Annotated in this window: 17 protein-coding genes; 11 read left to right on the top strand and 6 right to left on the bottom strand. The window is 49.6% G+C overall.

What is annotated here, in order from left to right:
• Positions 1-21: 21 nt before the first annotated feature.
• The 5 genes from aceE to PKOR_RS22545 form a co-directional block, all read right to left on the bottom strand.
• A complete protein-coding gene (gene aceE / locus PKOR_RS22565) occupies positions 22-2,691 on the bottom strand; it encodes a pyruvate dehydrogenase (acetyl-transferring), homodimeric type (protein WP_046313665.1) in 2,670 nt (889 codons plus the stop codon).
• Between the two features lie 279 nt (positions 2,692-2,970).
• Positions 2,971-4,092 (bottom strand): NAD-dependent epimerase/dehydratase family protein, encoded by a 1,122-nt coding sequence (locus PKOR_RS22560; protein WP_046313663.1) that lies wholly within the window; start codon positions 4,090-4,092, stop codon positions 2,971-2,973.
• A gap of 589 nt (positions 4,093-4,681) precedes the next feature.
• On the bottom strand, positions 4,682-5,083 hold the full coding sequence (locus PKOR_RS22555) for a diacylglycerol/lipid kinase family protein (RefSeq protein WP_052739038.1): 402 nt from the start codon (positions 5,081-5,083) through the stop codon (positions 4,682-4,684).
• Positions 5,084-5,227: 144 nt separating this feature from the next.
• Positions 5,228-5,701 carry a YybH family protein gene (locus PKOR_RS22550; protein WP_046313661.1) on the bottom strand — a complete coding sequence of 158 codons (474 nt, stop codon included), beginning with the start codon at positions 5,699-5,701 and terminating at the stop codon, positions 5,228-5,230.
• Positions 5,702-6,186: 485 nt separating this feature from the next.
• Positions 6,187-6,984 carry a toxin-antitoxin system YwqK family antitoxin gene (locus tag PKOR_RS22545; RefSeq protein ID WP_084694889.1) on the bottom strand — a complete coding sequence of 266 codons (798 nt, stop codon included), beginning with the start codon at positions 6,982-6,984 and terminating at the stop codon, positions 6,187-6,189.
• A gap of 542 nt (positions 6,985-7,526) precedes the next feature.
• Here PKOR_RS22545 and ltrA (PKOR_RS22540) point away from each other — a divergent pair.
• Positions 7,527-8,891 carry a group II intron reverse transcriptase/maturase gene (ltrA, locus tag PKOR_RS22540; protein WP_046314817.1) on the top strand — a complete coding sequence of 455 codons (1,365 nt, stop codon included), beginning with the start codon at positions 7,527-7,529 and terminating at the stop codon, positions 8,889-8,891.
• A gap of 493 nt (positions 8,892-9,384) precedes the next feature.
• The gene (gene ltrA, locus PKOR_RS22535) at positions 9,385-10,623 is read left to right on the top strand and encodes a group II intron reverse transcriptase/maturase (RefSeq protein ID WP_046314815.1); all 1,239 of its coding nucleotides are present in this window, start codon (positions 9,385-9,387) and stop codon (positions 10,621-10,623) included.
• Between the two features lie 154 nt (positions 10,624-10,777).
• Here the strand turns inward: ltrA (PKOR_RS22535) and PKOR_RS22530 are convergent, their stop codons facing one another.
• The gene (locus PKOR_RS22530; RefSeq protein ID WP_046313657.1) at positions 10,778-11,308 is read right to left on the bottom strand and encodes a hypothetical protein; all 531 of its coding nucleotides are present in this window, start codon (positions 11,306-11,308) and stop codon (positions 10,778-10,780) included.
• A gap of 950 nt (positions 11,309-12,258) precedes the next feature.
• On the opposite strand from PKOR_RS22530, the gene gyrB reads away from it, so the two are divergent.
• From gyrB to PKOR_RS22490, 9 genes are all read left to right on the top strand, one after another.
• Entirely contained in the window at positions 12,259-14,217 is a 1,959-nt protein-coding gene (gene gyrB / locus PKOR_RS22525) for a DNA topoisomerase (ATP-hydrolyzing) subunit B (RefSeq protein ID WP_046313655.1), read from the top strand.
• A gap of 162 nt (positions 14,218-14,379) precedes the next feature.
• Entirely contained in the window at positions 14,380-14,919 is a 540-nt protein-coding gene (locus tag PKOR_RS22520) for a YfiT family bacillithiol transferase (RefSeq protein ID WP_046313654.1), read from the top strand.
• Between the two features lie 303 nt (positions 14,920-15,222).
• Positions 15,223-16,434 carry an IS110 family RNA-guided transposase gene (locus PKOR_RS22515; protein WP_052738940.1) on the top strand — a complete coding sequence of 404 codons (1,212 nt, stop codon included), beginning with the start codon at positions 15,223-15,225 and terminating at the stop codon, positions 16,432-16,434.
• 108 nt (positions 16,435-16,542) lie between these two features.
• Positions 16,543-17,808 (top strand): RNA-guided endonuclease InsQ/TnpB family protein, encoded by a 1,266-nt coding sequence (locus PKOR_RS22510; protein ID WP_084694888.1) that lies wholly within the window; start codon positions 16,543-16,545, stop codon positions 17,806-17,808.
• Between the two features lie 91 nt (positions 17,809-17,899).
• On the top strand, positions 17,900-18,160 hold the full coding sequence (locus PKOR_RS22505; RefSeq protein ID WP_052739036.1) for a hypothetical protein: 261 nt from the start codon (positions 17,900-17,902) through the stop codon (positions 18,158-18,160).
• 643 nt (positions 18,161-18,803) lie between these two features.
• Complete coding sequence (locus PKOR_RS22500) at positions 18,804-19,886, top strand: glycosyltransferase family 4 protein (RefSeq protein ID WP_046314811.1); 1,083 nt, start codon at positions 18,804-18,806, stop codon at positions 19,884-19,886.
• A gap of 84 nt (positions 19,887-19,970) precedes the next feature.
• The gene (locus tag PKOR_RS22495) at positions 19,971-22,160 is read left to right on the top strand and encodes an amylo-alpha-1,6-glucosidase (protein WP_235336989.1); all 2,190 of its coding nucleotides are present in this window, start codon (positions 19,971-19,973) and stop codon (positions 22,158-22,160) included.
• Positions 22,161-22,707: 547 nt separating this feature from the next.
• Positions 22,708-22,887, top strand: coding sequence for a hypothetical protein (locus tag PKOR_RS24935; protein WP_148561778.1), 180 nt, complete (start codon positions 22,708-22,710; stop codon positions 22,885-22,887).
• A gap of 500 nt (positions 22,888-23,387) precedes the next feature.
• Positions 23,388-25,319, top strand: a complete 1,932-nt coding sequence (locus PKOR_RS22490; protein WP_148561822.1) for a M13 family metallopeptidase — start codon at positions 23,388-23,390, stop codon at positions 25,317-25,319.
• Positions 25,320-25,322 lie beyond the last annotated feature (3 nt).

The following is a 25,322-nucleotide window of genomic DNA, read 5'->3' as shown; positions in this document are numbered from 1 at the left end:
TGCTTTGTTTAAAATATCTGATCAGGAGGTTCTGGGGTTGTTTTTGTCCGGGTTGATGCCCAAATCTTCGGCTGCCCTTTGGAGTTCTTCCGCTTTCAACTCGCCCTGCGCTGCCAACCCATACAGGGCGGCGAAGGCGATGTGGCGGTAATCGACCTCAAAGAAATCACGTAGCGCCTCCCGCTCATCGCTGCGGCCAAAGCCGTCGGTACCCAGGGTGGTGAGTTTTTTTGGAAACCATTGCGCCACCAACTCGGGCAGGGCCTTGAGGTAATCAGATACCGCCACAAACGCGCCTTTTTTGTCCTGCAGGCATTGCTGTATATAGTTCGGCTCTCTGTCGTTGGGTTTCGCCTTCAGGCGGTTCTTTCGTTCGGTGTCGATGGCGTTGTCGTAGAGCGTTTTGTAGCTGGTGACGCTCCACACGTCTGCAGGCACATCATAGTCTTTCTCAAGCAACTCGGCGGCTTTGAGCACCTCCGTCATGATCGCGCCGCTCCCAAACAGGTGGGCTTTGCGGCCTTTCTCTTCATCAGAGGAAACCTTGAACCGGTACATGCCTTTCAGGATGCCCTCGCGGTTGTTCTCGGGCATGGGTGGCATTTTGTAGGTGGCGTTGCTGACGGTGATGTAGTAGAAAACAGTTTCTTTTTCGAAGTACATGCGCCGGATGCCGTCCTGCACAATCACGGCTACCTCATAGGCAAAGGCGGGGTCGTAGGCCATGAGCGTCGGAAAGGCGAGGGCGTATATATGGCTTTGCCCGTCCTGGTGCTGCAGTCCCTCGCCCGGCAGGCTGGTGCGCCCCGAGATGCCACCGACCAGAAAGCCCTTGGCCCCCGCATCGGCAGCCGCCCAAATCAAATCCCCGACCCGCTGAAAGCCGAACATCGAGTAAAAAAAGAAAAACGGTATGGTGCTGATGCCGTGAACCAAGTAGCTGGTACCAGCCGCAATAAAAGAGCTCATGCAACCTGCCTCGGTGATGCCCTCTTCGAGTATGGCCCCGTCTTCTGACTCTTTATAGTATAAAAGGCTGTCTTTGTCTACTGGTTCATATTGCTGCCCCCCCGGCGCGTAAATGCCTATCTTCCGGAACAGCGACTCCATACCGAAGGTGCGCGACTCGTCGGGGATGATGGGCACGATGCGCTGGCCCAAGTTCTCGTCGTCGAACAACTGGCTCAGAATCTGCACCATTACCATGGTAGTGGCCACCTCGTCGTCGCCGGAGCCTTCGAAAAAGTTTTTGAAAATAGCATCGTCAGGGTTTTTGAGCGGCTCGCTTTTGTCCTGGCGGCGCGGTATAAAGCCGCCCGCTTCTTCTCTTTTGCTGCGCAGGTATTTCATTACCTCGCTGTCCTCGTCGGGTTTGATAAACGGCACCTTGTCCAGCTCCTCATCCGAAACAGGCACCTGAAAGAAGTCGCGGAAATGCTTCAGCGCCTCGCTTTTGAACTTTTTTTGTTTGTGGCTGACATTGCTGGCCTCGCCCGCCGTGCCTTGGCCATAGCCTTTTATAGTTTGGGCAAGTATGATGGTGGGCTGCCCTTCGTGCGTGCTGGCGGCCTGGTAGGCGCTGTATATCTTCACAGGGTCGTGGCCGCCTCGCCTCAGGTTTTTCAGCTCTTCGTCGGAAAGATCTTTTACCAGCTCCTTTAGCTTCTCGTCTTTGCCGAACAAATCCTCCCGCATATACTCGCCGCCCTCGTAGGCATACTTCTGCAACTGCCCGTCCGGCAGTTCATTCAGTAGCTTCACCAGTTTGCCGTTTGTATCCTTCTCGAACAGCGGGTCCCAGTCGCTTCCCCAGAGCACTTTGATGACGTTCCAGCCTGCGCCCTTAAACAGCGCCTCCAGCTCCTGAATCACCTTGCCATTGCCCCGTACAGGCCCGTCGAGGCGCTGCAGGTTGCAGTCGATGACGAAGATGAGGTTGTCGAGCTTGTCACGGGCAGCCACTGGAATAGCCCCAATGGCCTCTGGTTCGTCCATTTCGCCATCGCCCAGGAAAGCCCATACTTTCTGTTTGTTTTCTTTGAGGATGCCGCGCTTGTAAAGGTATTTATTGAAGCGCGCCTGGTAAATAGCCGTAATAGGCGCCAAGCCCATGGACACGGTGGGGTGCAGCCAGAAATCCGGCATCAGGCGCGGGTGCGGATAGGAGGGGAGGCCGCCCTCAGTTTTCAACTCCCGCCTGAAATTCTCCAGCTGTTTCTCCGTCAGCCTGCCCTCCAGAAAAGCGCGGGCATAGACGCCGGGGGAAGCGTGGCCTTGAAAGTATACCACATCAGCCGCGCCTTTGTTGTCGCCCTTAAAAAAGTGGTTAAACCCAACCTCCCATAAACTGGCGATGGAGGCATAGGTGGAGATATGGCCGCCGATGCCTTCCGACTCCTGGTTTGCCCGCACCACCATGGCCATGGCGTTCCAGCGGATGAGGCCCAACAGCTTTTCCTCCAGCTCCAGGTTACCAGGGTAATCTGCGTCTTGTTGGGTAGGTATGGTGTTGATATACGGCGTGTGGAAAGTCTGCGAAACCGTAATGCCTTGTTTTTCGGCCTCGTTTTGCAGCAGGCGCAACAACTCCCGTGCCCGCTCCTCCGACTCGTTCTTCAGTACCCAGCGCAGCGAGTCGAGCCACTCCTGGTTTTCTTTTTCCGCCGCTTCATTCTTTTTATCTTTTGCCATTTTAACTTGTTTTCGTGGGGTTTGTAAGGGGTAGGGTGAGTATGGAAGAAGAGAATTTTAATGTTGGCGCGAGTTTGCAGCTCGTACTTCTCATGCCGCAACCGCAAGTTTGAGCAAAGCGTAACTTGTGGTTCGACATAATAGTCAGTTTGCAACTGGCGAAAGTATAATCTCAGATAAGGCCAGTTACAAACTGGCCTCACAGAAAGCCACAAATTACGCCTTGCTCAAACTTGCGGTATGCGTGGTCGCTCAGCAATAGAAACTTCTAAAGACCTTCTAATCCGATTTTTCCTGTTCCTGTTTTTTGCCTTCAATGCTGGAGGGGTCCAGTTTGTTTTTCTTGTACCAGGCCACCGGGTCGGCTTTCAGATTCTGAATCATAGCGGGGATAGTGTCCAGGATCTTGTGCTGGGGCTGCCAGCCGAGGAGGTCTCTGGCGCGGGAAATGTCGAGTTCGTAGTGTTCATCGGAGCGATCGATCATCCAGGGCTTAATGAATGGGTCGCCCACTTGGTTTCGGATCCAGGCGCCAGCCTTGGCCACTGGTTTGGGTATTTCCAGCGTGGTCCATTCCTCGCCATATAGTTGCAGGCCTATTGTATCCTGTATAGCTAGATAGCTCGGCGTTTCGGGCTCTCCTATGTTGATGTAAATCTCTTCGGGCAGTTCGTTCCGCTTCTCCACGGTTTTTAACAATGCGTCTATCAGGTCTTCGAGGTGCAGGAAAACATTGCCGTGCGAGGTATCGCCTGAGAAGAGGTGGCTGGTGAAATCCTTCTCATAGATGCGCTGAATTTGGTGGACGATGGGAATGGAGTCCCCCTGCTCGTCGTAAACGCCCGCGAGGCGCAGGATAACGGCCGGTATGCCTTTCCTTTCCTCGCGGATAATTTCCTCCGTATCTACTTTTGATTCAGGATAATCCCAGTTTGGCTGCAGGGGGCAGTCCTCGGCTATTTTCTGGCCCGGCTCGGTTGGTTTATAGATGAGGTTGGTGCTGGAAAACACGAACTGATCCACCTTATACTTTTGCAGCGCCTTCAGAAATTTCTGCGTTCCCTTCACGGTCACCTCCTCATACAGCGGACTGGGCGCACCCGAAAAATCATAGTAGGCGGCTAGGTGAATGACAGAGGCGATGCGGTCGCCATAGGCATTCTTTACCCGCTCCAGTGCCTTGGCTATACTTTCCTCGGAGGTAATGTCGAAGTTGATGTTCTCCACTTTGGGCGAAGGCGTGGGGTCGCCAACCTTGTCCAGCCCGATGACCTGGTACTTGTCCTGCAGTTGTGCTGTCAGGTGAGAGCCAATCAATCCGCTGCTGCCCGTTACCAATACGATTGGCATGTCTTTATTATTGCCGCTAGTTGCGGCGGAGGTGTTTTGGTTTGTTGCCATAGTGTTATGGTGTAAAGAAAGTCAGCAGGGTACCTTAAGGAAAACGGAGATTAGGCAGAAGGGTTTATGTTTAGCAGTTTCCCTAGCCTAGAATCATGTATGAAGGTGACAGGAGGGAAAGTTTTGTCTGTAGGAAGCGTTCAAAGCAGGACTGGTAGATTGGCGTAACGTAGCATGAGAAAGCATGGGGGGCATACTTTCTGTAGTCAGCCATAGCAGAAAAAAGCTTTCTCGAGTAAGTATAATGCACCACGAGCCGGTGCCGCCTCTGGCGCTATCCAATACCGGTGCACCAGTTTTGGAGTCTGCGTCAGGCCGACTAGCTGTCAAGCTTTCCTATAAGTAGGGTGTAGAACTCTCTGGCCTGCGTACTGCTCAGCTTTATTCCCAACTTGTTCCTGACTGTATCAGGTGCACTCTTTCTTTCCATAGCAGAAGGCAAACATACTGATATTCAGCAAAGTATGCAGGCAAAGAACCATCATCAAAGCCTTGAAGCTGTATTTCAGTGTTTCTCTTGGAAAACAGTACCTCTACCGCAGGAGGTAGGCATAAATACGGATGCTTTGCTGCCTTGGTGCCTCCTGTGCTATGGTGCCAGAAACGCTAAGCCTTTTGGAATGACACTGATGCTAACGCTCACAGGAGCATCCCCCTCATACACTTGGTCATCCACATGGAAGTGCCTGCCGCTCCACTCCACCTGAACTTCCTTCAAACGTCGCACCTGCCACTGCTCCGCATTTCCTTCGCCCCTTATACAGTCGGCGAGGTAGACGTCAAATTCCTCCCGCTCGTCCTCCCGCATCAGCACCACATCCAGCTGCCCATCTCCAGGGTCGGCATCAGGTGCCAGGTCCATGTTTGGGCCGGCAAGCTTGATGTTCATTATCTCCACCAGCAGGTAGTTTCCTGTAAATTGTTGCCCCTCTATATGTATGGTGCACCTATGCGCCTCAGTGTTTTTTAGTATCTCCCGCTCATGTGCCAAAGCTTCCTCCAGCTCTTCATCACGGCCAGTGTTTCCAAGCTAATGAGAAGCCAATACAGAAACATACATTTTATTTACCTGAGTAGCCTCTAAAGAAGTAAAATGCAGGCATTGCCGTTATGCAGTGTTGGTGGCTGGCTTTTTTTATTTAGGCGCCTTTGGGCTCATAATATCTACAACATTCTTCCAGGTGCCGTCATCTTGCTTTTTCCAAATCGTCACTGATCTAAGTTGTTGAGACATCACTTTACCTGTGGAATCTTTAAAAGATACTGTAGAGTTTTCCAGTAAATATCCCATATCGCCACTTTTCGAAATTTCAGCCCTTTCCGGCTCCCAATTTATTTCAAAACTAGGATCTTGAAAGCTTCCTTGCACCATTCCCCGGATAGCTTCTTTCCCTCTTAATTCTGGTTCTCCTGCAGAAATGATAACAGCATCGTCGGCCCAATAGTCTAAGGTCTTTTCAAGATTTTTAGATTTTGCTGATGCAGCCCATTCTCTGCTTGCTTGCATCAAATTCTTTTTCTCTTGCTCTATATCTACCTCCTTTTCGTTGCAACTGAAGATAGACAAGCCAATAAATCCCAATAAAAATAAACTCACTAAATTTTTCATAGCATCGATGATTTTTAGTTAATAATTCTTGTTTACCGGGTATTTCTACGATTGCCACCAACGGTTAGCACATAAAACGAGCGAGGCATAGCCGAAGCTTGGCTTATGTGCTAACCGTTGGTAGAAGATGTTCTATCTTTTCTTATAGCGAACTAATGATAAAATATAAGCCCATTACGATTCCAAAAAACCCACCAGATATTAGTCGGGCATTTCCTATGTCAAGCCAGCTATCATCTTTGCTACTCCCTTGATATCACATCAGTAACATTATTACACCTGCCAATACAAACACAATTCCCCATAAGAAGCTGTATCAATCTATTCTTCTACTAATTCCCTTAACGGTTAAGAGTCTTTTATTGGGTTATAGTAATGCCTAATTGTACTTCCAAATTCTATACTTGCCATTTCCTAACAACGTACTGGTGCAGCCGATGGGTGAGGCGTAGCCGAGCATAAAAGCTGCGCATGGTTGGGGTTCGTTATTTTCTGTAATCTACAGTTTCTATCAACGTACTGTCTTTATAAACCCGTTCTTCAACTAATTTACCAGACGTTGTAAAGTATTTCCACTTACCCTCTCTGCTTCCCAGTTCATGATAAGTTTCAGCATTCAGCTGGCCATTCTCGTGGTAAACCAACAGCTTTCCGTCAAGCTTGCCATTTTTGTATTTGCCATGCGTATGAAGTTTGCCACTTTCGTAATAGGTTTTTACCTCACCATGCTTTTCTCCCTCCACATGCTGAATGTGTTCATGAAGTTGCCCATTCAGGAAGTAGGATTTAGACTCTCCATGAGGTAGGCCATTCTCATTGAACATCATCTCATTCTCTAACCTGCCGCTTTCATCATAGACTTTATACAAGCCAACAGACTTACCGTCTTTCTTTATTCCTTCTGCAGCTACAGCACCATTAGGATGCAGCTCTTGATACTTGCCATTTAGTAGGTTATTCTGAAATATGCCAACAGCGGTTATATTTCCATTCTCATCCCACTCTGTCCATACTCCTTCTTTCTTCCCTTTGCTCATCATACCTTCAGAGCTCCTCTGACCGTTCTCATGCCACCAGATAGTTTTACCATTCATCAATCCATCTTTGTATGGCGAACGAAAAGCTATATTTCCGTTATCAAAGTATTCCGTCCTCAAACCAGCAAAGAGACTATCGGAACCTATAACATACATTAAACCTTCTCGCTCTTCAATGGTAAGCTCTTGTTCTGCCTGCTGACAGCCTATAAGAAGAAAGACTAATAAGGGTATAAATATTCTCATTCTATTGTTCTAATGCGCCCCAATGGGTTTGGCTTTGCGGTGGTGCAGCTACCGTAAAGGTGTGGTGTGCGCCCAGTATGGGCACCTGATACTGAAGGTATCAAATTATTCCAGAGGGTGCAAGTCCCTTGCAGGCGAGTTGGTGAAGCCTGTTAGCAAGCCGCAAGCTGGCCGGCCGTGAGGCGTGCAGTGAAGAAAGCGGGACTGCAAAATCCGGTACTGACGGACAGAAACTGCATAAGAGGCAGGAAGTCGTGGGTAAGCAAGCACCCCTTTGCGATGCCCCTGACGGGCAAACGGCTTTGTGTAGATGCAGCAGGAATCGGAGGAAGGAATGTGCTCTTACCTGGGGAGGTCTCCCGGTGTCGTGAACACAGGGAGAAGTCAGCAGAGGCCATAGTAGGTAGAGGTAACGAGCCGGGAAGCACCCGGAGGTCTCACAACCTGCTGAAGGGCCGAACGTTAGGTTGCCCTTAATTCGGCAAGGAGGCTTAGCCAGCCTTGCCTTAAGCGGGGCAGAGATTACAGTAAAAGTAGTAAAGATGACAGAGAAGGTACTCCACCGGGGCAACATGCTCAAAGCATACGCACACGTAGTAGCCAACAAAGGTTCGGCTGGCGTGGACGGTATGCCCGTAGAGCAGCTGGCTTTGCACCTGAAACAAAACAGGGACGCCATCGCCACCGCCATCCGCAACGGCAGGTACCTGCCTTCTCCTATCCTGGGGGTAGAGATACCCAAGAGCAACGGCAAGAATCGCCTGCTGGGCATTCCCACCGTCACCGACCGGGTGCTGCAACAGGCGGTAAACCAGGTGCTAAGCCCGCTCTTTGAGCTGGAGTTCACCGAGCACAGCTACGGCTTCCGCCCCAACCGCAACGCCCACCAGGCAGTGCAGCAGGCACACAAGTACATCCACGAAGGCTACCAGCACATTGTTGATATAGACCTTCAGAACTTCTTTGACGAGGTGGACCACTGCCTGCTTTTGCAACTGCTATACCGGAAGGTGAAATGCCCCCTCACCCTGCGCCTCATCCGCAAATGGCTCCGGGCTCCCATCCTCATTAAAGGGAAACTGGCCAAACGCCGGAAAGGGGTGCCGCAGGGAAGCCCGCTCTCGCCGCTGCTCTCCAACGTCCTGCTCCACGAGCTGGACAAGGAGCTGGAAAGGCAGGGGCTGCGCTACGTGCGCTATGCCGACGACTTCAGTGTCTACACAAACAGTGAAGATACTGCCCGAAAGGTAGGCAACGCTCTATTCCTGTACCTGCGGGACAGGCTGAAGCTGCCCATCAACAGGGAGAAGTCGGGCATCAGGCGGCCTGTGGATTTCCAGCTATTGGGCCACGGGTTCGTGCCTACCTACAAGAAGGGCGACAGGGGCCGCTATCAGCTGGTGGTGGCAAAGAAGGGGTGGGCAAGGCTGAAACAAAAGCTGAAGGCTATCACCCGCAAAACCACGCCAAGTGCTTTCGATGAGCGTGTCCGGGAGCTGAAAGAGGCGCAGCGAGGCTGGGTCCACTACTTCCGATTGGCAAGTATACAGGGTAAGCTCAAAGAAGTCGACAGTTGGATACGCAACAGGCTTAGACATTGCATCTGGCATGACTGGAAACGAATGGAACGGAAAAGGAAAAACCTGATTCGGCTGGGTGTTCCAAAAGGCCAAGCATATGCCTGGAGCAGAACCAGGAAAGGAGGCTGGGCAGTGGCTCAAAGCCCCATCCTGATAACGACGGTAACGGTGAAAAGGCTCGTCCGTAGGGGATACGAATCATTGCTCAACTACTACAGGAAAGTAGCTCCACAACTTAACGAACCGCTGTATACGAGACCCGTACGTACAGTGGTGGTGTGTCACGAACAAAGAACACGAAATGCTTCTTTGGTGCTGTGCAAATGATGAGGGCAGGTCCCTCGGAGCCGGTATTCAGGTGCAGGCTCCAAACCGCCTTGTGCGGCTTTGCTTAAAAGGCATGGTCGTGAGCGACAAGGAAAAGTTACCAGAAAGGTAGCAGGTAGGTGTTAAGGAGACGAACGCAAGTGAACTGCTGAAGAAGTGTCGTTAGCGAATAGGTGATGTCAAAACCGGGAGTCACCACTGTCCCGGGACAAGCATGAGGGCAACCTGGCTACTGCTCATGCGGCATCCGGCATTAAGGCAGCGTGACCTTAACACAGGCGTTTGCACGGAACGTGAGAACGTGTCGCCCTGATGGGGCAAGGGAGAAGCTCAAGTGGCAGACCCACAAGAGCCAGAGTACCGAGGCAGGGCACGCGGGCGGAACACCCCGTAGTAGTAAGGAAGTCCCTGTAATGGGGATGGAGCGAAGGGGGTGTATTATCCGGTTTTTATCACGAAGAAAACTGCAGGTAATTCTGCAGGAGGTACTGACATGATTAAGACAAAACCATTTACAATCTCAAAGCACCTGGTGCACCAAGCCTACCTGCGGGTAAAACACAACGGAGGTAGCGCAGGCGTGGATGGGCTAAGCCTCGAGGAGTTCGAGCAAGACAGCAGAAACCACCTTTACCGGTTATGGAACCGGATGAGTTCGGGCAGCTATGTGCCCTCACCCGTGCTGTTGGTAGAAATACCAAAGAGCGGAGGAGGCACACGTCCTTTGGGCATCCCCACTGTCACAGACCGCATCGCCCAGATGGTCGTCACCATGACACTGGCGCCCGTGCTGGAGCCGGTATTCCATGATAACTCCTATGGGTACAGGCCGGGGAAAGGCGCACTGGATGCGGTGGGCAAAGCCAGGCGGCGGTGCTGGCGGCAGGACTGGGTCCTGGACCTGGACATCAAAGGCTTCTTCGACAGCATTCCGCATGAGTTGCTCCTCAAAGCAGTGCGCAGGCACACAGACTGCAAATGGGTGCTGCTCTACATCGAGCGGTGGCTCACAGCCCCTGTGCAGCAAAGGGATGGAGTAACCACAGAAAGGACAAAGGGCACTCCGCAGGGAGCCGTCATCAGTCCGCTGCTGGCCAACCTCTTCCTGCACTACTGCATGGACGAGTGGCTACGGATACACTATCCGGGCTGCCCGTTCGAGCGGTACGCAGACGACTGTGTGATACATTGCAGAACAGAGCAGCAGGCGACAGGGCTGAAAGAAGCGTTGGCAGAAAGGCTAAAGGCGTGCGGACTGGAAATGCATCCGGAGAAGACCAAAGTTGTTTACTGCAGGGACGAGGACCGACGCAAAACTTACCCGAACATGTCTTTCGATTCCCTTGGTTACACATTCAGAAGCAGGAAGTCTAGGAACAGGAAGGGCAAGTTCTTTACGGGTTTCTTACCGGCAGTGGGCGACAAGGCCAAGAAGGCCATCCGGCAAAAGATAAGGGGGTGGAAGCTGACTAGCAGAAGTGGAAGCAGCCTGACAAGGCTGGCCGAGGAAATCAACCCTGTACTGAAAGGGTGGATAAACTACTACGGACACTTCTACAAATCGGAACTCTATGAGGTATTGGGATATTTGAACCTTGTTCTCAAGAGCTGGGCCAGGCAGAAGTATAAGAAACTGCGGGGCCGTAAAGTCAGGGCGAGTAACTGGCTGGGGAGGATGGCTAAGGCCATTCCGAACCTGTTTGCGCACTGGCAGCTGGGAGTAAGGCCGTGAAGGTTGGATAATAGGAGCCGTGTAAAGCGAGAGTTTTACGCACGGTTCTGTGAGGGCGTAAGGGGGAGGATCCCTTGCGCTACTCGACTGTGAGGCGCTCCCCGCTACCTAACAGTGGCGGGGCCGTCTACACGATTGCACTAAGTTATTCTTTTCAATTTATTAATTTTTCAAGCTCAGACTTTAGCTCTCCCCTTACATAAAATTCAGGTACAGTCGCTTTGATTAGGCGCTTTATCAACTTGTTCTTAGTAGAATCTGTAGACTGTAAATATTGTAGTCCAGACCAAGTGTTTGAATGTATAGCAAAAACACCAAATTGAGGAGTATAGTAATGAACTACTCCGCCATCAATTACTTCTTCATTCTGTATATATTTTGCTACTCTGTACTCTTTATCGCTAATGATTATAGTTGTATCGACTAATTGATGCAGAACCCCATCTTGATATGAACCATCTATAAACAACAAGTTGCTGTTAACGGTAAAGTAGTTCAGAGTGTCACTGCTGGCAAAGTAAGAAAGTATAGTTGTATCTCCTTTTTCCTGTCGCTCAATTTTGGCAATTTGATTAATAGTATTCTTACGGGTTACCCAATGGTAATCTGTATTCTGCGCTTCTTTCTTACAAGAAAGTGCAATGAGCGAGGTGAAGGCTAAAATACAGATTCTCCCTATTTTCATTTATCATTATTAAGCCCAACTAATGGATATACGTGAACATACGCTTATCTGCACTATGTGCGGAAGCGCTCCTGCCAGGTCTTTGCACTAGGACTAGTGATTTTATAGCTACTTTGAGGCTTCCTGACAATATATTGTGACTATACAATATAAAAAGATATCAGGAGAACTAGCGCTTCTTTGCTGCTTTTTTGAGAGCTATCACATGAAGTATGCAGAAGGTGATGGCCGCAAGCCTTCCTCCCTAAGCCAATTCATCAACTTAAGGTGTTTCCTTATGCCAGCAGCTGCTGCTAACAGTTGAAAAAGGTGCAAAGCAGGTGCTTCAGGTATAAGTTCTTATTCGTGTATAAACGTTTATATTCGGGTAATAACACGGCTATAAGGAGCATAATGGCACAAATCTATATTCACGGAGCAGGTATGATTACACTTCTTTCTTCGGAAGAATAAGTTTAGTGCATTGGAGATAATATTGGAGTTGCAGGTTAGTACCGTTGCCCCTTATTTTAAGCTAGTTTAAGTGTGGGTTTTCTTGGGCTTAAATATGCTGTAGGGTGCAACTTTACAAAGATCTTATGCGAGCCAGGCAGATAGTTTGGCCTACTAGTGCAACGGCACACAATAGAAGAAATTTTGAGAATCTGTGTGGGAAGAGGATTGCTCCAAACGGAGTAGGTAGTTAAGGATTATCCACCATAAATAAGTCGAAAATAGTGACCTAAATGGTCGCTATTTTTGTTCTATCAGTACATCAGCATTTTAAAATATTGTGGTAACTTGCATAGTTACTTTACAGGCATCGATAAAGTGTCTGTTTCTGACATAGCAGCATATCATATATCTGATAAAACTGAATTTTTTATCCGTAAACATTTGACCTTCAGTCGTGTTCGGTTAAACAAAATAAAAGTGGTAATTTTACCTATTAAATCTACCCTGAGACACAAATGAGTGACGTGGAAGAAAAATCATTAGCAAACGATTATTCAGCAAATAGTATTCAGGTACTGGAAGGGCTCGAAGCAGTTCGTAAGCGCCCGGCCATGTACATTGGCGATATTGGCATTAAAGGCCTGCACCACCTGGTGTGGGAGGTAGTAGACAACTCCATCGACGAAGCGCTGGCTGGCCACTGCGACGAGATTTCAGTAACCATTAATCCGGATAACTCCATCACAGTATCCGATAACGGACGTGGTATTCCGACGGATTTCCACCAAAAGGAAGGTCGTTCTGCCCTGGAGGTAGTAATGACAGTACTGCACGCCGGTGGTAAGTTCGACAAAGACACTTATAAAGTATCTGGTGGTTTGCACGGTGTAGGTGTATCCTGCGTTAACGCCCTTTCTACCGACCTGCACGTAACAGTGCACCGCAACGGCAAAGTATACGAGCAGCATTACAATATCGGGGTGCCGCAATACCCGGTGCGCGAGATCGGTGAAACTGACAGAACAGGTACCATGGTAACCTTCCATCCGGATGCCTCTATCTTTACAACTACAGAGTATAAGTACGATACCATTGCCAGCCGCCTTCGCGAACTGGCGTTCCTGAACAAAGGTATCCGTATCAACCTGAAAGACCTGCGCGAAGTAAATGAGCAGGGCGAGCCGCTTTCGACCTCTTTCTTCTCAGAAGGCGGTTTGAAGGAGTTCGTAACTTACCTGGACGAGACACGCGAGAACCTGATTCCGGAGCCGATCCATGTAGAGAGTGAGAAAAATGGTGTGCCGGTTGAGATTGCCCTGCAGTACAATACCTCTTACTCTGAGAATATCTTCTCTTATGTAAATAACATCAACACCATAGAGGGTGGTACGCACGTGGCTGGTTTCCGTCGCGCCCTTACCCGTACCCTGAAAGGCTACGCTGAGAAGTCAGGTATGCTGGATAAGGTGAAGGTGGATATTAACGGTGATGACTTCCGTGAAGGTTTAACGGCGGTTATCTCTGTAAAAGTGGCTGAGCCGCAGTTCGAGGGCCAGACAAAAACCAAGCTTGGTAACTCCGAGGTTTCCGGTGCTGTAGACACAGCCGTTGGCGAAATGCTGACCCAGTACCTGGAGGAAAACCCGAAAGAGGCTCGCACTATTGTAAACAAAGTAATTATTGCTGCTCAGGCCCGCCATGCTGCCCGTAAGGCGCGTGAGATGGTACAGCGTAAGAACGTACTCTCCAGCACTAGCTTGCCTGGTAAACTTGCCGACTGTTCAGATAACAATCCTGAGAATTGCGAGATTTACCTGGTGGAGGGTGACTCTGCAGGTGGTTCTGCCAAGCAGGGCCGTGACCGCAAGTTCCAGGCTATTCTGCCGCTGCGTGGTAAGATCCTGAACGTAGAAAAGGCGCAGGAGCACCGCATCTACGAGAACGAAGAGATCAAGAACATGATTACGGCCCTGGGTGTAAGCTTTGGTACGCAGGAGGATGAGAAGGCCCTAAATATGGAGAAGCTTCGTTACCACAAAATTATTGTGATGACGGATGCCGACGTTGATGGTTCCCACATCCGTACTTTGATCCTGACGTTCTTCTTCCGCTACATGAAAGAGCTGGTGGAGAAAGGGTACATTTATATCGCATTGCCTCCACTGTACCTGATTAAAAAAGGTAAAGAGGAGCGTTACTGCTGGAGTGAACAAGACCGTATGGAGGCTGTTCAGGAGCTTGGAAAAGGCAAAGAGGATAGTGTAAACGTGCAGCGTTACAAAGGCTTGGGAGAGATGAACCCAGAACAGCTTTGGAATACTACGATGGACCCAAGCACCCGAAGCCTGAAGCGTGTAACTATTGAGTCTGCCGCCGAGGCTGACCACCTGTTCTCTATGCTGATGGGCGACGAGGTAGGCCCACGCCGTGACTTTATTGAGCGAAATGCCAAGTACGCACGCGTAGACGTGTAAGCTTAGACTAAATTATAATTGAAAGCGGCGGCTATACTTAACAAGTGTAACCGCCGCTTTTTTATTTAGAAGTTCCTCGCTAATGTTATAGAATACATCTGTTTTCCTATATTTATTTCAAGACCGATTTCTTTTTGCACTACCCATAAATGAAGCTATGTAATGAAGACACTCGATGAGTTAAAGTACCCGATCGGGCTGTACGTGAAGCCAGCCGAATTAACGAACGAAATTTTACGGCAAAGCATTGCTGAAATCTCAGCTTTCCCGCAACGGCTCAGAAGTGAGGTAGAACACCTGTCTGAAGCGCAGCTAAACACAGCGTATCGGCCAGGAGGATGGACGATCAGGCAGGTGGTGCATCATTGTGCTGACAGCCACATGAACAGTCTGATAAGGTTTAAGCTAGCGCTTACAGAAGACAAACCAACCATAAAACCATATTATGAGGACAGGTGGGCAGAGCTGGCAGACAGTAAGAATATGCCAATTGCTCCTTCATTAAAGATGCTGGAAGGCATCCATGAACGTTGGACGGTCTTACTGAATGCCCTGACGCAAGAGCAGCTTAAGCGCGTGTTTGTACACCCGGAGCATGGCAAGGAATTTAGCCTGGAGGAAAGTATAGGTTCCTACGCCTGGCACTGCAACCATCACCTGGCACACATCACTGCTGCCAAGGAAAGTAATGGATGGAAGTAAAATGAAGAAAGTTAAACTAGTAGCCAGAGTTACGAGAAAATGCCAAAGAAAGCCCTAACACTCATATCTTTGGCAGTATAAGCGTAAGTTCAATTTTATCAGGCTCTTAAACGTAAGCTAAGAGAAAGGGAAGGAGAAAGCCCTTGCACTAGACACTTTGATGATGTCGCCCCCAAGCAAGCCCTTCCCTTTCTCTTCTTCTTAAAAGCCTGGACAGTACCTAGAGGCTGCCCCATCCGCAGGCATGAGTGAGTGTAGGCCCGGAAGATGAATGTTTTTTGTCCACTTAAGCCCCTTTCAGCTATGAAGAATTTACTCTGTCAGAACCTGGGCGTCGATGTGAGCAAAGACGCCCTGGAGGTGGTCCTCTCCACCCTGGACATGGAGCGGCGGGTGAAGGTGAAAGCCTCCCGAAAATTCACCAACACCCCCACAGGCTTCAAGCAGCTGCAGCGCTGGCTGGAGGGCAAGCGCGCAGCGGACGTGGAGCTGCGCCTGCTCATGGAGGCCACGGGCGTGTACTACGAGCAGCTGGCCTGGTTCCTCTACCACGAGGGCTACCAGGTCTCGGTGGTGCTGCCCACCAAGGCCAAGCGCTACCTGCAGGCCCTGGGAAACAAGAGCAAGAACGACAGGATCGATGCCAGGGGCCTGGCGCAGATGGGCCTGGAGCAGCTCCTGGAGCTCTGGCAGCCCTTGTCGAAAAACATCTACCGGCTGCGCCTGCTGACCCGCCAGCTGGAGGACTTCTCCAACCAGCGCACCGTGTGCCTGAACCAGCTCCATGCCCTGCATCACGGTGCGCTGGTGGTCAAGCAGGTGGAGCGAAACCTCCAGAAGCTGGTCGGCACCCTGGACAAGAGCCTCCAGGAGCTGGAGGAGGCTATTGGGGAGCTGCTCTACCAGGATCCGCTGCTGGCTGAGCGGGTGGAGAAGATGCGCTCGGTCAAGGGGGTGGGGCTCAAGACGGTGGCCGTGCTCCTGGCCGAGACCAACGGCTTTGCCACCTTCGAGCGGCAGGGCCAGCTGGTCAGCTACGCCGGCTATGACGTGGTGGAGCACCAGTCGGGCCAGCGCTCGGGCAGAAGCAGAATATCAAAGAAAGGCAACGCCCACATCCGGCGGGCCATGCACCTGCCGGCCTTTACAGTAGTACGTTATAAAGAGCCTGTCTTTACTGCCCTCTACGAGCGGCTCGTGAAAAGGGGCAAGACCAAGATGCAGGCGTATGTGGCCGTGCAGCGCAAGCTGCTGATCCTGCTCTGGACGCTGTGGCGCAAGAATGAAGCCTATGATCCACGTTATGGGCAGCAGCCAGCGGAACCCAAAAATAACATCCAAATCCAGGAGGCCGGAGCCTCTCTTTCAGGTGTCAGCGCAGCTGACAAAGACGCAATAACGCAGGAAACGCAGCCAGAAACAGCAGAAAAAGAAATAGCCCCAGCTCAGGCCAGGGCTACGCAAGATGAACTTCCAGTACCAGTCGGCCCGGGAGCTCTCTTTCAGGTAGAGTGAAGATAAGAAAAATGTAAGAAAAATGCAACAAAAATCCTTGACTTTGAAGACAGTACCTTGGGGATTTAGCCAAGGGATGAATTTGGTTTTCTTTTTGAACCACTCGATGTGGTGCAGCATCCCTTCACTTTTGTTGGGTTCGATCTTACCCTATGTTCTACCGCCTGCACTTGCCGGCTGTTACCTTTGCTGCAGCAAACATGCCCTGCACCGGGCAAGGCGCCAAAAGCAGCCGTGAACCAGATCAAGACATACCGCTTCCGACTCAAACCCACCAGGGCGCAGGCACAGGTTTTCACTCAGTGGCTCGGTTCGTGCCGGTATGTCTACAACCTGTGTCTGGCCTACAAGAAACACCTCTGGACCAACTATCAAATCTCCGTATCGAAGAACCAGATGCAGCAAGAACTTGCAGCCATTGCCAAGGAGGTCGGGTGGATTGGCTGTGTTCACTCACAAACTTTACAGGAGGTGACAGATAGATTGTTCAGGTCCTACGATGGATTCTTTAAGCAAGGCAATGGATTCCCCAGGTTCGCCAAACGTAGCCTGTACAGGTCATTCACATTTAAACAGGGGGTGAAGCTGCATCAAAATACAAGTACCGTACAACTGCCCAGGATAGGCAAGGTGAAATACCGCAAGTCACAGGATGTGCAGGGGGTTATCAAGACAGCCAGCGTTGTCAGGGAAGCCGGTGGGTGGCATGTGACCCTGTGCTGTGAGGTGGAGATAGCCCCACTGCCACAAACCGATAGCGTGGTAGGTTTGGATGTCGGTATAAAATCCTTCGTTGTCACGTCTGATGGTGTTGCTGTAGACAATCCTAAACACCTATACCGCTATCAGCACCAGTTAAGGAGAGCGCAACGTGCTGTATCGAGGAAGAAGAAAGGTGGCAGCAACAGGCGAAAGGCTGTCGGCAAGCTTAGCAGAATACACCTGAAAGTCAGGAATACACGCAAGGATTTCCACCACAAGCTGACTACTCAACTCATTCGTGAGAGCCAAGCGATTGTCGTTGAACAGCTTCAAATACAGCATATGGTTCAGAACCATATGCTTGCCAAAAGCATCAGCGATGCTGGGTGGCATGGGTTTGTGCAGATGCTGGGATACAAGTCCAAATGGTATGGTCGGGAGCTTGTGAAGGTAGCCCCAAACCATACCTCTCAGGACTGCTGGGTATGTGGTTGGCGAAATACTGAACTCAAATTATCGGACAGGTATTGGACTTGTTCTAACGGACATGCCCTGCACCGGGATGTGAACGCAGCTAGTAATATAAGAAACAAGGCGGTCGGGCAGACCGTTTCAGCTTGGGAGATATACAAGGACAATGGTTCGGTAGCCCAAGAATCCTACTGCCTTTAGGCGTGGGAGTGTCAAATTAGGACTGATCTTCCTGATTTTCGGTCTGAATGGCTTTTACATCTTTATTCCGGTTCCAAAGTTTCATCCGTTTATGGAGATCATGGTGTCGAGTGGCTTTATTTATTTCGAGAAAGCCGTCGAAGTGATTGGAGGAGCTTTACTTTTAGCAAATAGGTTCGTTTTAGCGGCTCTGGTGCTTTTAGGTCCGGTTGTGGTTAATATTCTGCTGTTTCACCTCCTGATAGATCAGAGAAACTGGCCCATTGCCATCGTTAACCTTGTTCTGTATGTTATTCTGGTAAGTAGCTATTGGCAGTACTTCAAGATCTTCCTCAAGCCTAAAGTTGATTAAGTTAATAAGCTTTAGGTACCGGTAAACACATTCTGAGTATTATCTTATACCGGTACTTGCACAAGCCCGTTTTCATACTATCCTAGTATCTGTCAAAGTATAAATGTCATTATGGCTGTGCCACTGTCAAATTTTCGCTGAACAGGCAGGAAAAGAACAGCCTTATATAAGTTGGTATTCCGCTTGCTAAGCGGATTTTCGAGATCACAAAGCTTTGAACTTTGTTTCTGTTGGATTTTGGTGTTAAGCACGAAAGTGTGATTCTCAGATCAGTTACATAATGTAGTTGTTTGTTTTACACTAAAATTTAGAGACAATGAGCATTGTAAGAAGAAGTTTGTTGCTCCCGTATGCCTCTTGCTCCATAGTAGAGGATAATCAAAACTACATCCTCCGCATTCATTACTACTCAAAAGCTTTTCAGTAGCAAAGCCTTGTAACACACATGGCACACGCTAATAGCTGCCTGGCCAACTGGCAAAATTGACAGGTACAGCTAAACGAGCAAGGAAACCTGCCGCAGGCACATAGCCAGCAGGTATATCTGTTGAAACTCCGGCTGCCCAATGCCTGGAGTTGTACTTCTATGCCTTCATTTAAAGAAGTGGTACCAAACTATTTTAGAAACATTAACAAGACGTTTATGAAAATAGCGCAAATATCACCTTTATATGAATCGGTGCCGCCAAAGCTTTATGGGGGTACTGAGCGTGTTGTTTCTTATTTAACAGAGGAGTTGGTTAAACAAGGCCATGAGGTAACGCTGTTTGCCTCCGGCGACTCCTCTACATCCGCAAAACTGGTGAGCCATATAAACAGTGCCTTGCGCCTGAACCAGCTTGTGGAAGACCCGCTGGCTCATCATATCGTGCAGATGCAGGAGCTGGCAGAACGGGTGCAGGAGTTCGATGTGCTGCATTTTCACACTGACTACCTGCACTTTCCGCTTTCTGCACTGCTGCGAAAGCCTCACCTTACTACGTTGCATGGCAGGCTCGACATTCCGGACCTGCAGTATGTGTACAACAAGTTCCGTACTCAGCCGGTGGTGTCTATCTCAGATGCTCAGCGAAAACCACTTGTACAGGCAAACTGGCTGGATACCGTGTACCACGGCTTACCGCTGGACCTGTACCGGAAGGGCGACGGGGATGGAGGCTATGTCGCCTTTATCGGAAGAATCTCGCGCGAAAAAAGGCCAGACAGAGCCATCGAGATTGCCCGTCGAGCAGGAGTAAAGATTAAAATTGCTGCTAAGGTTGATAAGGCAGATGAAGCCTATTTCGAAACTGAGATCAGGCACTTGCTGGAGCAGCCGCACGTGGAGTTTATAGGAGAGATAGGAGAGGACAGTAAGGGAGAGTTCCTGGGTAAAGCCAAAGCGCTGCTGTTTCCGATTGATTGGCCGGAGCCGTTTGGCATGGTGGTGATAGAGGCCATGGCCTGTGGCACACCTGTAATAGCCTTCAACCATGGTTCGGTGCCGGAGATTGTTAACAAGGGTGAATCTGGCTTTATTGTGGAAAGTATAGACGAGGCTGTACAAGCGCTGGAAAACATCGACCTGCTGGACCGCAACAAAGTAAGAGAAGTGTTTGAGAAGCGCTTTAGTGCCCGTGTGATGGCCGAAAACTATGTGAGGCTATATGAGCAATTAGCTGGAAGGAAAGAGTCATTCTTCCACACTCCTTCCAAAAAAGGAAACATGATGGAGATGGAAAAGTGATCGATGGCACAGGCAGGTTATACTTAGGTAAAGTAGAAAACCTGCCAAAACAATAATGTCTGCATAAACAAGATAGAAATGGCTATGGAAGATAAGATCATACGTTTAGAGGATGACAAGTATTATATTTCAGCTGACTCGACTTATGCCGATGACCGTACGCAGGTGTTAAACCATGGTGACACCTTTGGTATATTCGATCGCTGGGGCGACATATTACCTATTGGCAAGGGGGCACAGGGTATTTACTACCGCGACACCCGCTTTATCAGCAGGTTGGAGCTAAAGCTTAACAACCACCGTCCTATTCTTCTTAGCTCCAACATCAAGGAAGAAAACGAAATACTGTCGGTAGACCTGGCCAACCCAGAGATTGTATTGGACAATGGTAAGGTTTTGCACCACAGTACAATTCATCTCCGCCGGAGCCAGTTTTTAAAGGACAACCTGTACCACGAGAAGATCGAGGTAGAGAACTTTAACGGGGAGTCTTATCCGCTCCATCTGTCGCTGACTTTAGAAGGCGATTTCAAGGATATTTTTGAAGTCAGGGGCATGCACCGAAGCAGAAGGGGAGAAGTGCTTCAGACGCAGTGCCAAGATAACCGCACCCTGACCTTGTCTTACCGCGGGCTGGACGGGCTCATCAGAAAAGCTAAGGTAACGTTTCCGCTTCCGTTTGAGCAGTATACTGATGATGGCACCATTCATTACTGGATACTGCTCTCTCCTCACCAAAAAGCTGTTCTTAACTATAGCATTGCCTTTGAGCAAGGGGAGGAAGAGGCAGAACCGGAGGCGGTAAGCTACAATGAAGCCAGAGAGAGCCTGGAGCCTGATCTGGAAAACACCAAATCTTACTTTCCCGTCATCGGAACAGCTAACGAGCAGTTCAACCACTGGATAAACCGTTCTCAGGCAGATTTGGTATCGCTGATGGCCGACACGCCTTATGGAAAGTACCCTTATGCAGGCGTGCCCTGGTACAATACTGCCTTTGGCCGTGATGGTATACTTACTGCCTTTGAGACGTTGTGGGTAGCCCCGGATTTATCTAAAGATGTACTAAAGTTCCTGGCAGCCAATCAGTCCGGCACGTTGGACGAAGCAGCGGATGCGGAGCCGGGAAAGATATTGCATGAGACACGCGGTGGCGAAATGGTGGCCCTGAACGAGGTACCGTTCAAGCAATACTATGGGACCATTGATGCAACGCCCCTGTTTGTGCTGCTGGCCGGTGAGTATTACGATCGCACCGCTGATTTTGAAACTATCCAGCAGATCTGGCCCAACATAAAAGCCGCTATGAACTGGATAGATGAGTTTGGTGATCTGGATGGAGATGGCTTTGTGGAGTATCAGCATAAAGCTGCCAACGGCCTTACCAACCAAGGCTGGAAAGACAGCTTCGACTCTGTATTTACAGAGGATGGCGTGCTGGCTGCACCACCGATAGCACTTTGTGAGGTGCAGGGTTACGTGTATGCGGCCAGAACACATGCAGCCAAGCTGGCGCAAACACTTGGGGAGCAGGAGTTGGCCAGGAAGTGGGAGAGAGAGGCCCTGGAGCTAAAGAAGAAATTTAACGAAGTGTTCTGGGATGCTGATCTCAATTGCTATGTACTGGCGCTGGATGGGCACAAGCAACCTTGCCGGGTAAAATCTTCCAACGCTGGGCACCTGCTGTTTACAGGTATAGCAGACCGCGACAAAGCCGTAAATCTGGCCGAAACGCTACTAAAACCGGACATGTTTAACGGTTGGGGAATACGCACACTCTCCAGCGAGGAGCGTAGGTACAACCCTATGTCGTACCATAACGGTTCGGTGTGGCCGCACGATGTGGCGCTGATTGCCTATGGTCTGTCGAAGTATGGCTTTAGAAAAGAAGCAGCTGCACTAGTAACAGGGCTGTTCGATGCCTCCCTGTTTATTCCTTTGCAACGGCTGCCGGAGTTGTTCTGTGGGTTTGACAGAAGGCACGGCGAAGGACCGACCTCTTACCCGGTTGCCTGCTCGCCGCAGGCTTGGTCGGTGGCGGCAGTGTTTATGCTGTTGCAGGCACTCCTGCAGGTAAAGATATGCCCAGTAAAAAAGGAGATTTCGTTTGAGAAGCCTATTCTGCCTGCTTACCTCGAAAAGGTGTGGGTGCAACAGCTTAAGGTTGGGGAGTCGTGGGTTAACCTGGAGGTTATCCGACACGAGCACGACGACATGATTAGTGTTAACTGGGAAAATTATCCTGAAAACTGGAGATTAGTTATTGTAAAATAAATGCCGTGTCGCAGTTTTGTGTGCAAAGGGTTAAGTATAAGTGAATAATGCCTAAAAAAGTAACTCCTGTATTTTACACCCGTATAATAAAGTACATACGACATATGGGTTTTAACAGACACAGGTGACAAGCCTGAATCAAGCTTGCTGAAGCTTGCCGGACCATGGTCCCGAATGTTTAGTTAAGACAGAAAAGCCTGCTATAGTAGAATGCTATAGCAGGCTTTTTGCTTTCATGAGCATAGGCGTTATTATGTCATTCCCACTAGTTGCTTACGAGTAAATGCCAAAGAAAGCCCTGGCACTCATATCTTTGGCAGTATAAGCGTATGTGCAATTTTATCAGGCTCTTAAACGTAAGCTAACAGAAAGGGAAGGAGAAAGCCCTTGCACTAGACACTTTGATGATGTCGCCCCCAAGCAAGCCCTTCCCTTTCTCTTCATCTTAAAAGCCTGGACAGTACCTAGAGGCTGCCCCATCCGCAGGCATGAGTGAGTGTAGGCCCGGAAGATGAATGTTTTTTTTCCACTTAAGCCCCTTTCAGCTATGAAGAATTTACTCTGTCAGAACCTGGGCGTCGATGTGGGCAAAGACGCTCTGGATGTGGTGCGACATTCCTTCACTTTTGCTGGGTTCGATCTTACCCTATGTTCTACCGCCTGCACTTGCCGGCTGTTACCTTTGCTGCAGCAAACATGCCCTGCACCGGGATGCGTCAGCAGCTAGTAATATAAGAAATAAGGCGGTCGGGCAGACCGTTTCAGCTTGGGAGATATACGGTCGCAGTAGCCAGGTAGCCCAAGAATCCAACCTGCTTTAGCGGTGGGAATGTCAAAATAATCTCCTCAGCAAATTAAACCTTATCCCTTGTGTTCCCTCTAAGTTAGCAGTAATACAGCATGTGTGCATTATTCTTGCAGCCACATACGTTTGCTAAAGCTGTAGAAACCAATTAGGAAAAGCATTGGTTGATACCTGTAAATGCCAGTTAAAAGCAATTTGCGGCCTCACTTTGGTTTTTATGCATTATTTTAGAGCCAGGAAAGATGCTGCATCACTGGCATTAACCTTTACTTTACAACCTTAAACAACCTTCGATTAAAAACATGTCGAACTGGAAGAATCACCTGAGACTACTGCTCTTCGGTGCTGCTGTGCTGTATGGCGCAGAAGCTACTGCGCAGCAAGGCGCTGCAACCAAAACGCCGTTTATCGACAAGACCAACATGGATCTTACGGTAAAGCCAGGCGATGATTTTTATACTTATGCCAGCGGTACCTGGCTTAGAAACAACCCTGTTCCTGCTAAGGAAACACGTTGGGGCAGCTTTAACTTACTGCGTGAGTTCAACATCCAGGCCGTTAAGGACATTTTGGATGAGGCCGCTGCTGACAAAAATGCTGCAGCAGGCTCTGTGAACAAGCGTGTAGGCGATTTCTACGCATCTGCCATGGATAGCGCTGCCATTGATAAGCTTGGTTATAAGCCTATCAAAAAAGACCTGAAAAGAGCTGGCAAGGTAAAAGATGTACAGGGCGTTCTGAATGAGGTAGCTTACCAGAGAACTTCTGGCGTAGGCTCTCCTATGTTCGGCTTCTATGTTGGCCAGGACCGTAAGGACCCTAATACCATGATTCCTCAGTTTAGCCAGGGCGGTACTACGTTGCCAGACCGTGACTACTACCTGAAGGATGATGCACGTAGCCAGAAAATTCAGGAGGCTTACAAAAATTATATCACCAAGCTGTTCACGCTAACAGGCACTTCAGATGCTAAGGCGAAGCAAAATGCAGAAACTATCTTCAACCTGGAGAAGAAGATGGCTGAGGCACAAATGGCTCGCGTGGAAATGCGTGACCCATACAAAACCTACAACAAGTTTGCTGTTGCCGACTTTAGCAAAACCACGTCTAACATAGACTGGCAGCCGCTGATGGCAAAGATGAAGGTAACAGGAGAGGATACGATTCTGGTAAACAACCCTAAGTTCTTCTCTGAACTGAACAACCTGTTAACAGCTACTCCGATTGCTGACTGGCAAACGTACCTGCAGTGGAATGTGCTGAAATCAGCGGCTCCATACCTGAGCACTCCATTTGCAGATGCAAACTTTGCCTATTCACAGGCGCTGAGCGGACAGAAAGTACAGACGCCACGTTGGCAGCGCATGTCTCAGCTGACTGACCGTACCATTGGTGAGTTATTGGGCCAGCTGTATGTGCAGAAGCACTTTAAGCCAGAGGCGAAAGCCAGGATGAATGAAATGATCGCAAACCTGATCAAGGCTTACGAGATCCGTATCAACAACCTGGACTGGATGAGCGCTGAGACAAAAGAGAAAGCACTTGCCAAGCTGCATGCTTTCCGTCCGAAGGTAGGATACCCTGACAAGTGGGAGACCTATGACGGATTGGAGATTTCACGCAAGTCATTCTTCGAGAACGTGCGCAACTCTGGCGAATGGGGCTACAACAAAATGGTAAGCCAGCTTGGCAAGCCAGTAGACCGCGAGCGTTGGGGTATGACACCTCCAACAGTTAACGCTTACTACAGCCCGGTAATGAACGAGATCGTGTTCCCGGCTGGTATCCTTCAATTCCCGTTCTTCGACCCGAATGCGGATGACGCTGTAAATTACGGCGGTATCGGTGCGGTAATCGGTCACGAGATCTCTCACGGTTTTGACGACTCAGGCAGCCAGTACGACAAAGACGGTACGCTGCGCAACTGGTGGCAAGAAGAAGATTTAGCTAAATTCAAAGCAAAGGCTAAGTTGCTGAAGGAGCAGTATGATGGTTATACTGTATTAGATACAGTGCACGTAAATGGCCAACTGACACTGGGTGAGAACATCGGTGACTTGGGTGGTCTGGCTGGCGCTTACGAGGCTTTCAAGATGACTGAACAAGGCCAGTCTAACGAAAAGATCGATGGCTTTACACCAGAACAGCGCTTCTTCCTGTCTTGGGCACAAGTATGGCGAGGTAACATTTTGCCAGAGGCCGCTGCCCAGCAGATTGTAACCGACCCACACTCTCCAGGCGAGTACAGAACAATCGGACCGCTGGTGAACATGGATGCCTGGTACGAGGCCTTCAATGTGCAGCCTGGCGATAAGCTGTACAAAGCACCAGAAGAAAGAATCAGAATCTGGTAGTAC

Origin of the sequence: Pontibacter korlensis (assembly GCF_000973725.1) — a bacterium.
GTDB lineage: Bacteria > Bacteroidota > Bacteroidia > Cytophagales > Hymenobacteraceae > Pontibacter > Pontibacter korlensis.
The sequence above is the reverse complement of the archived record's forward strand: the minus strand, read 5'-3'. Positions and strand labels throughout refer to the sequence as shown.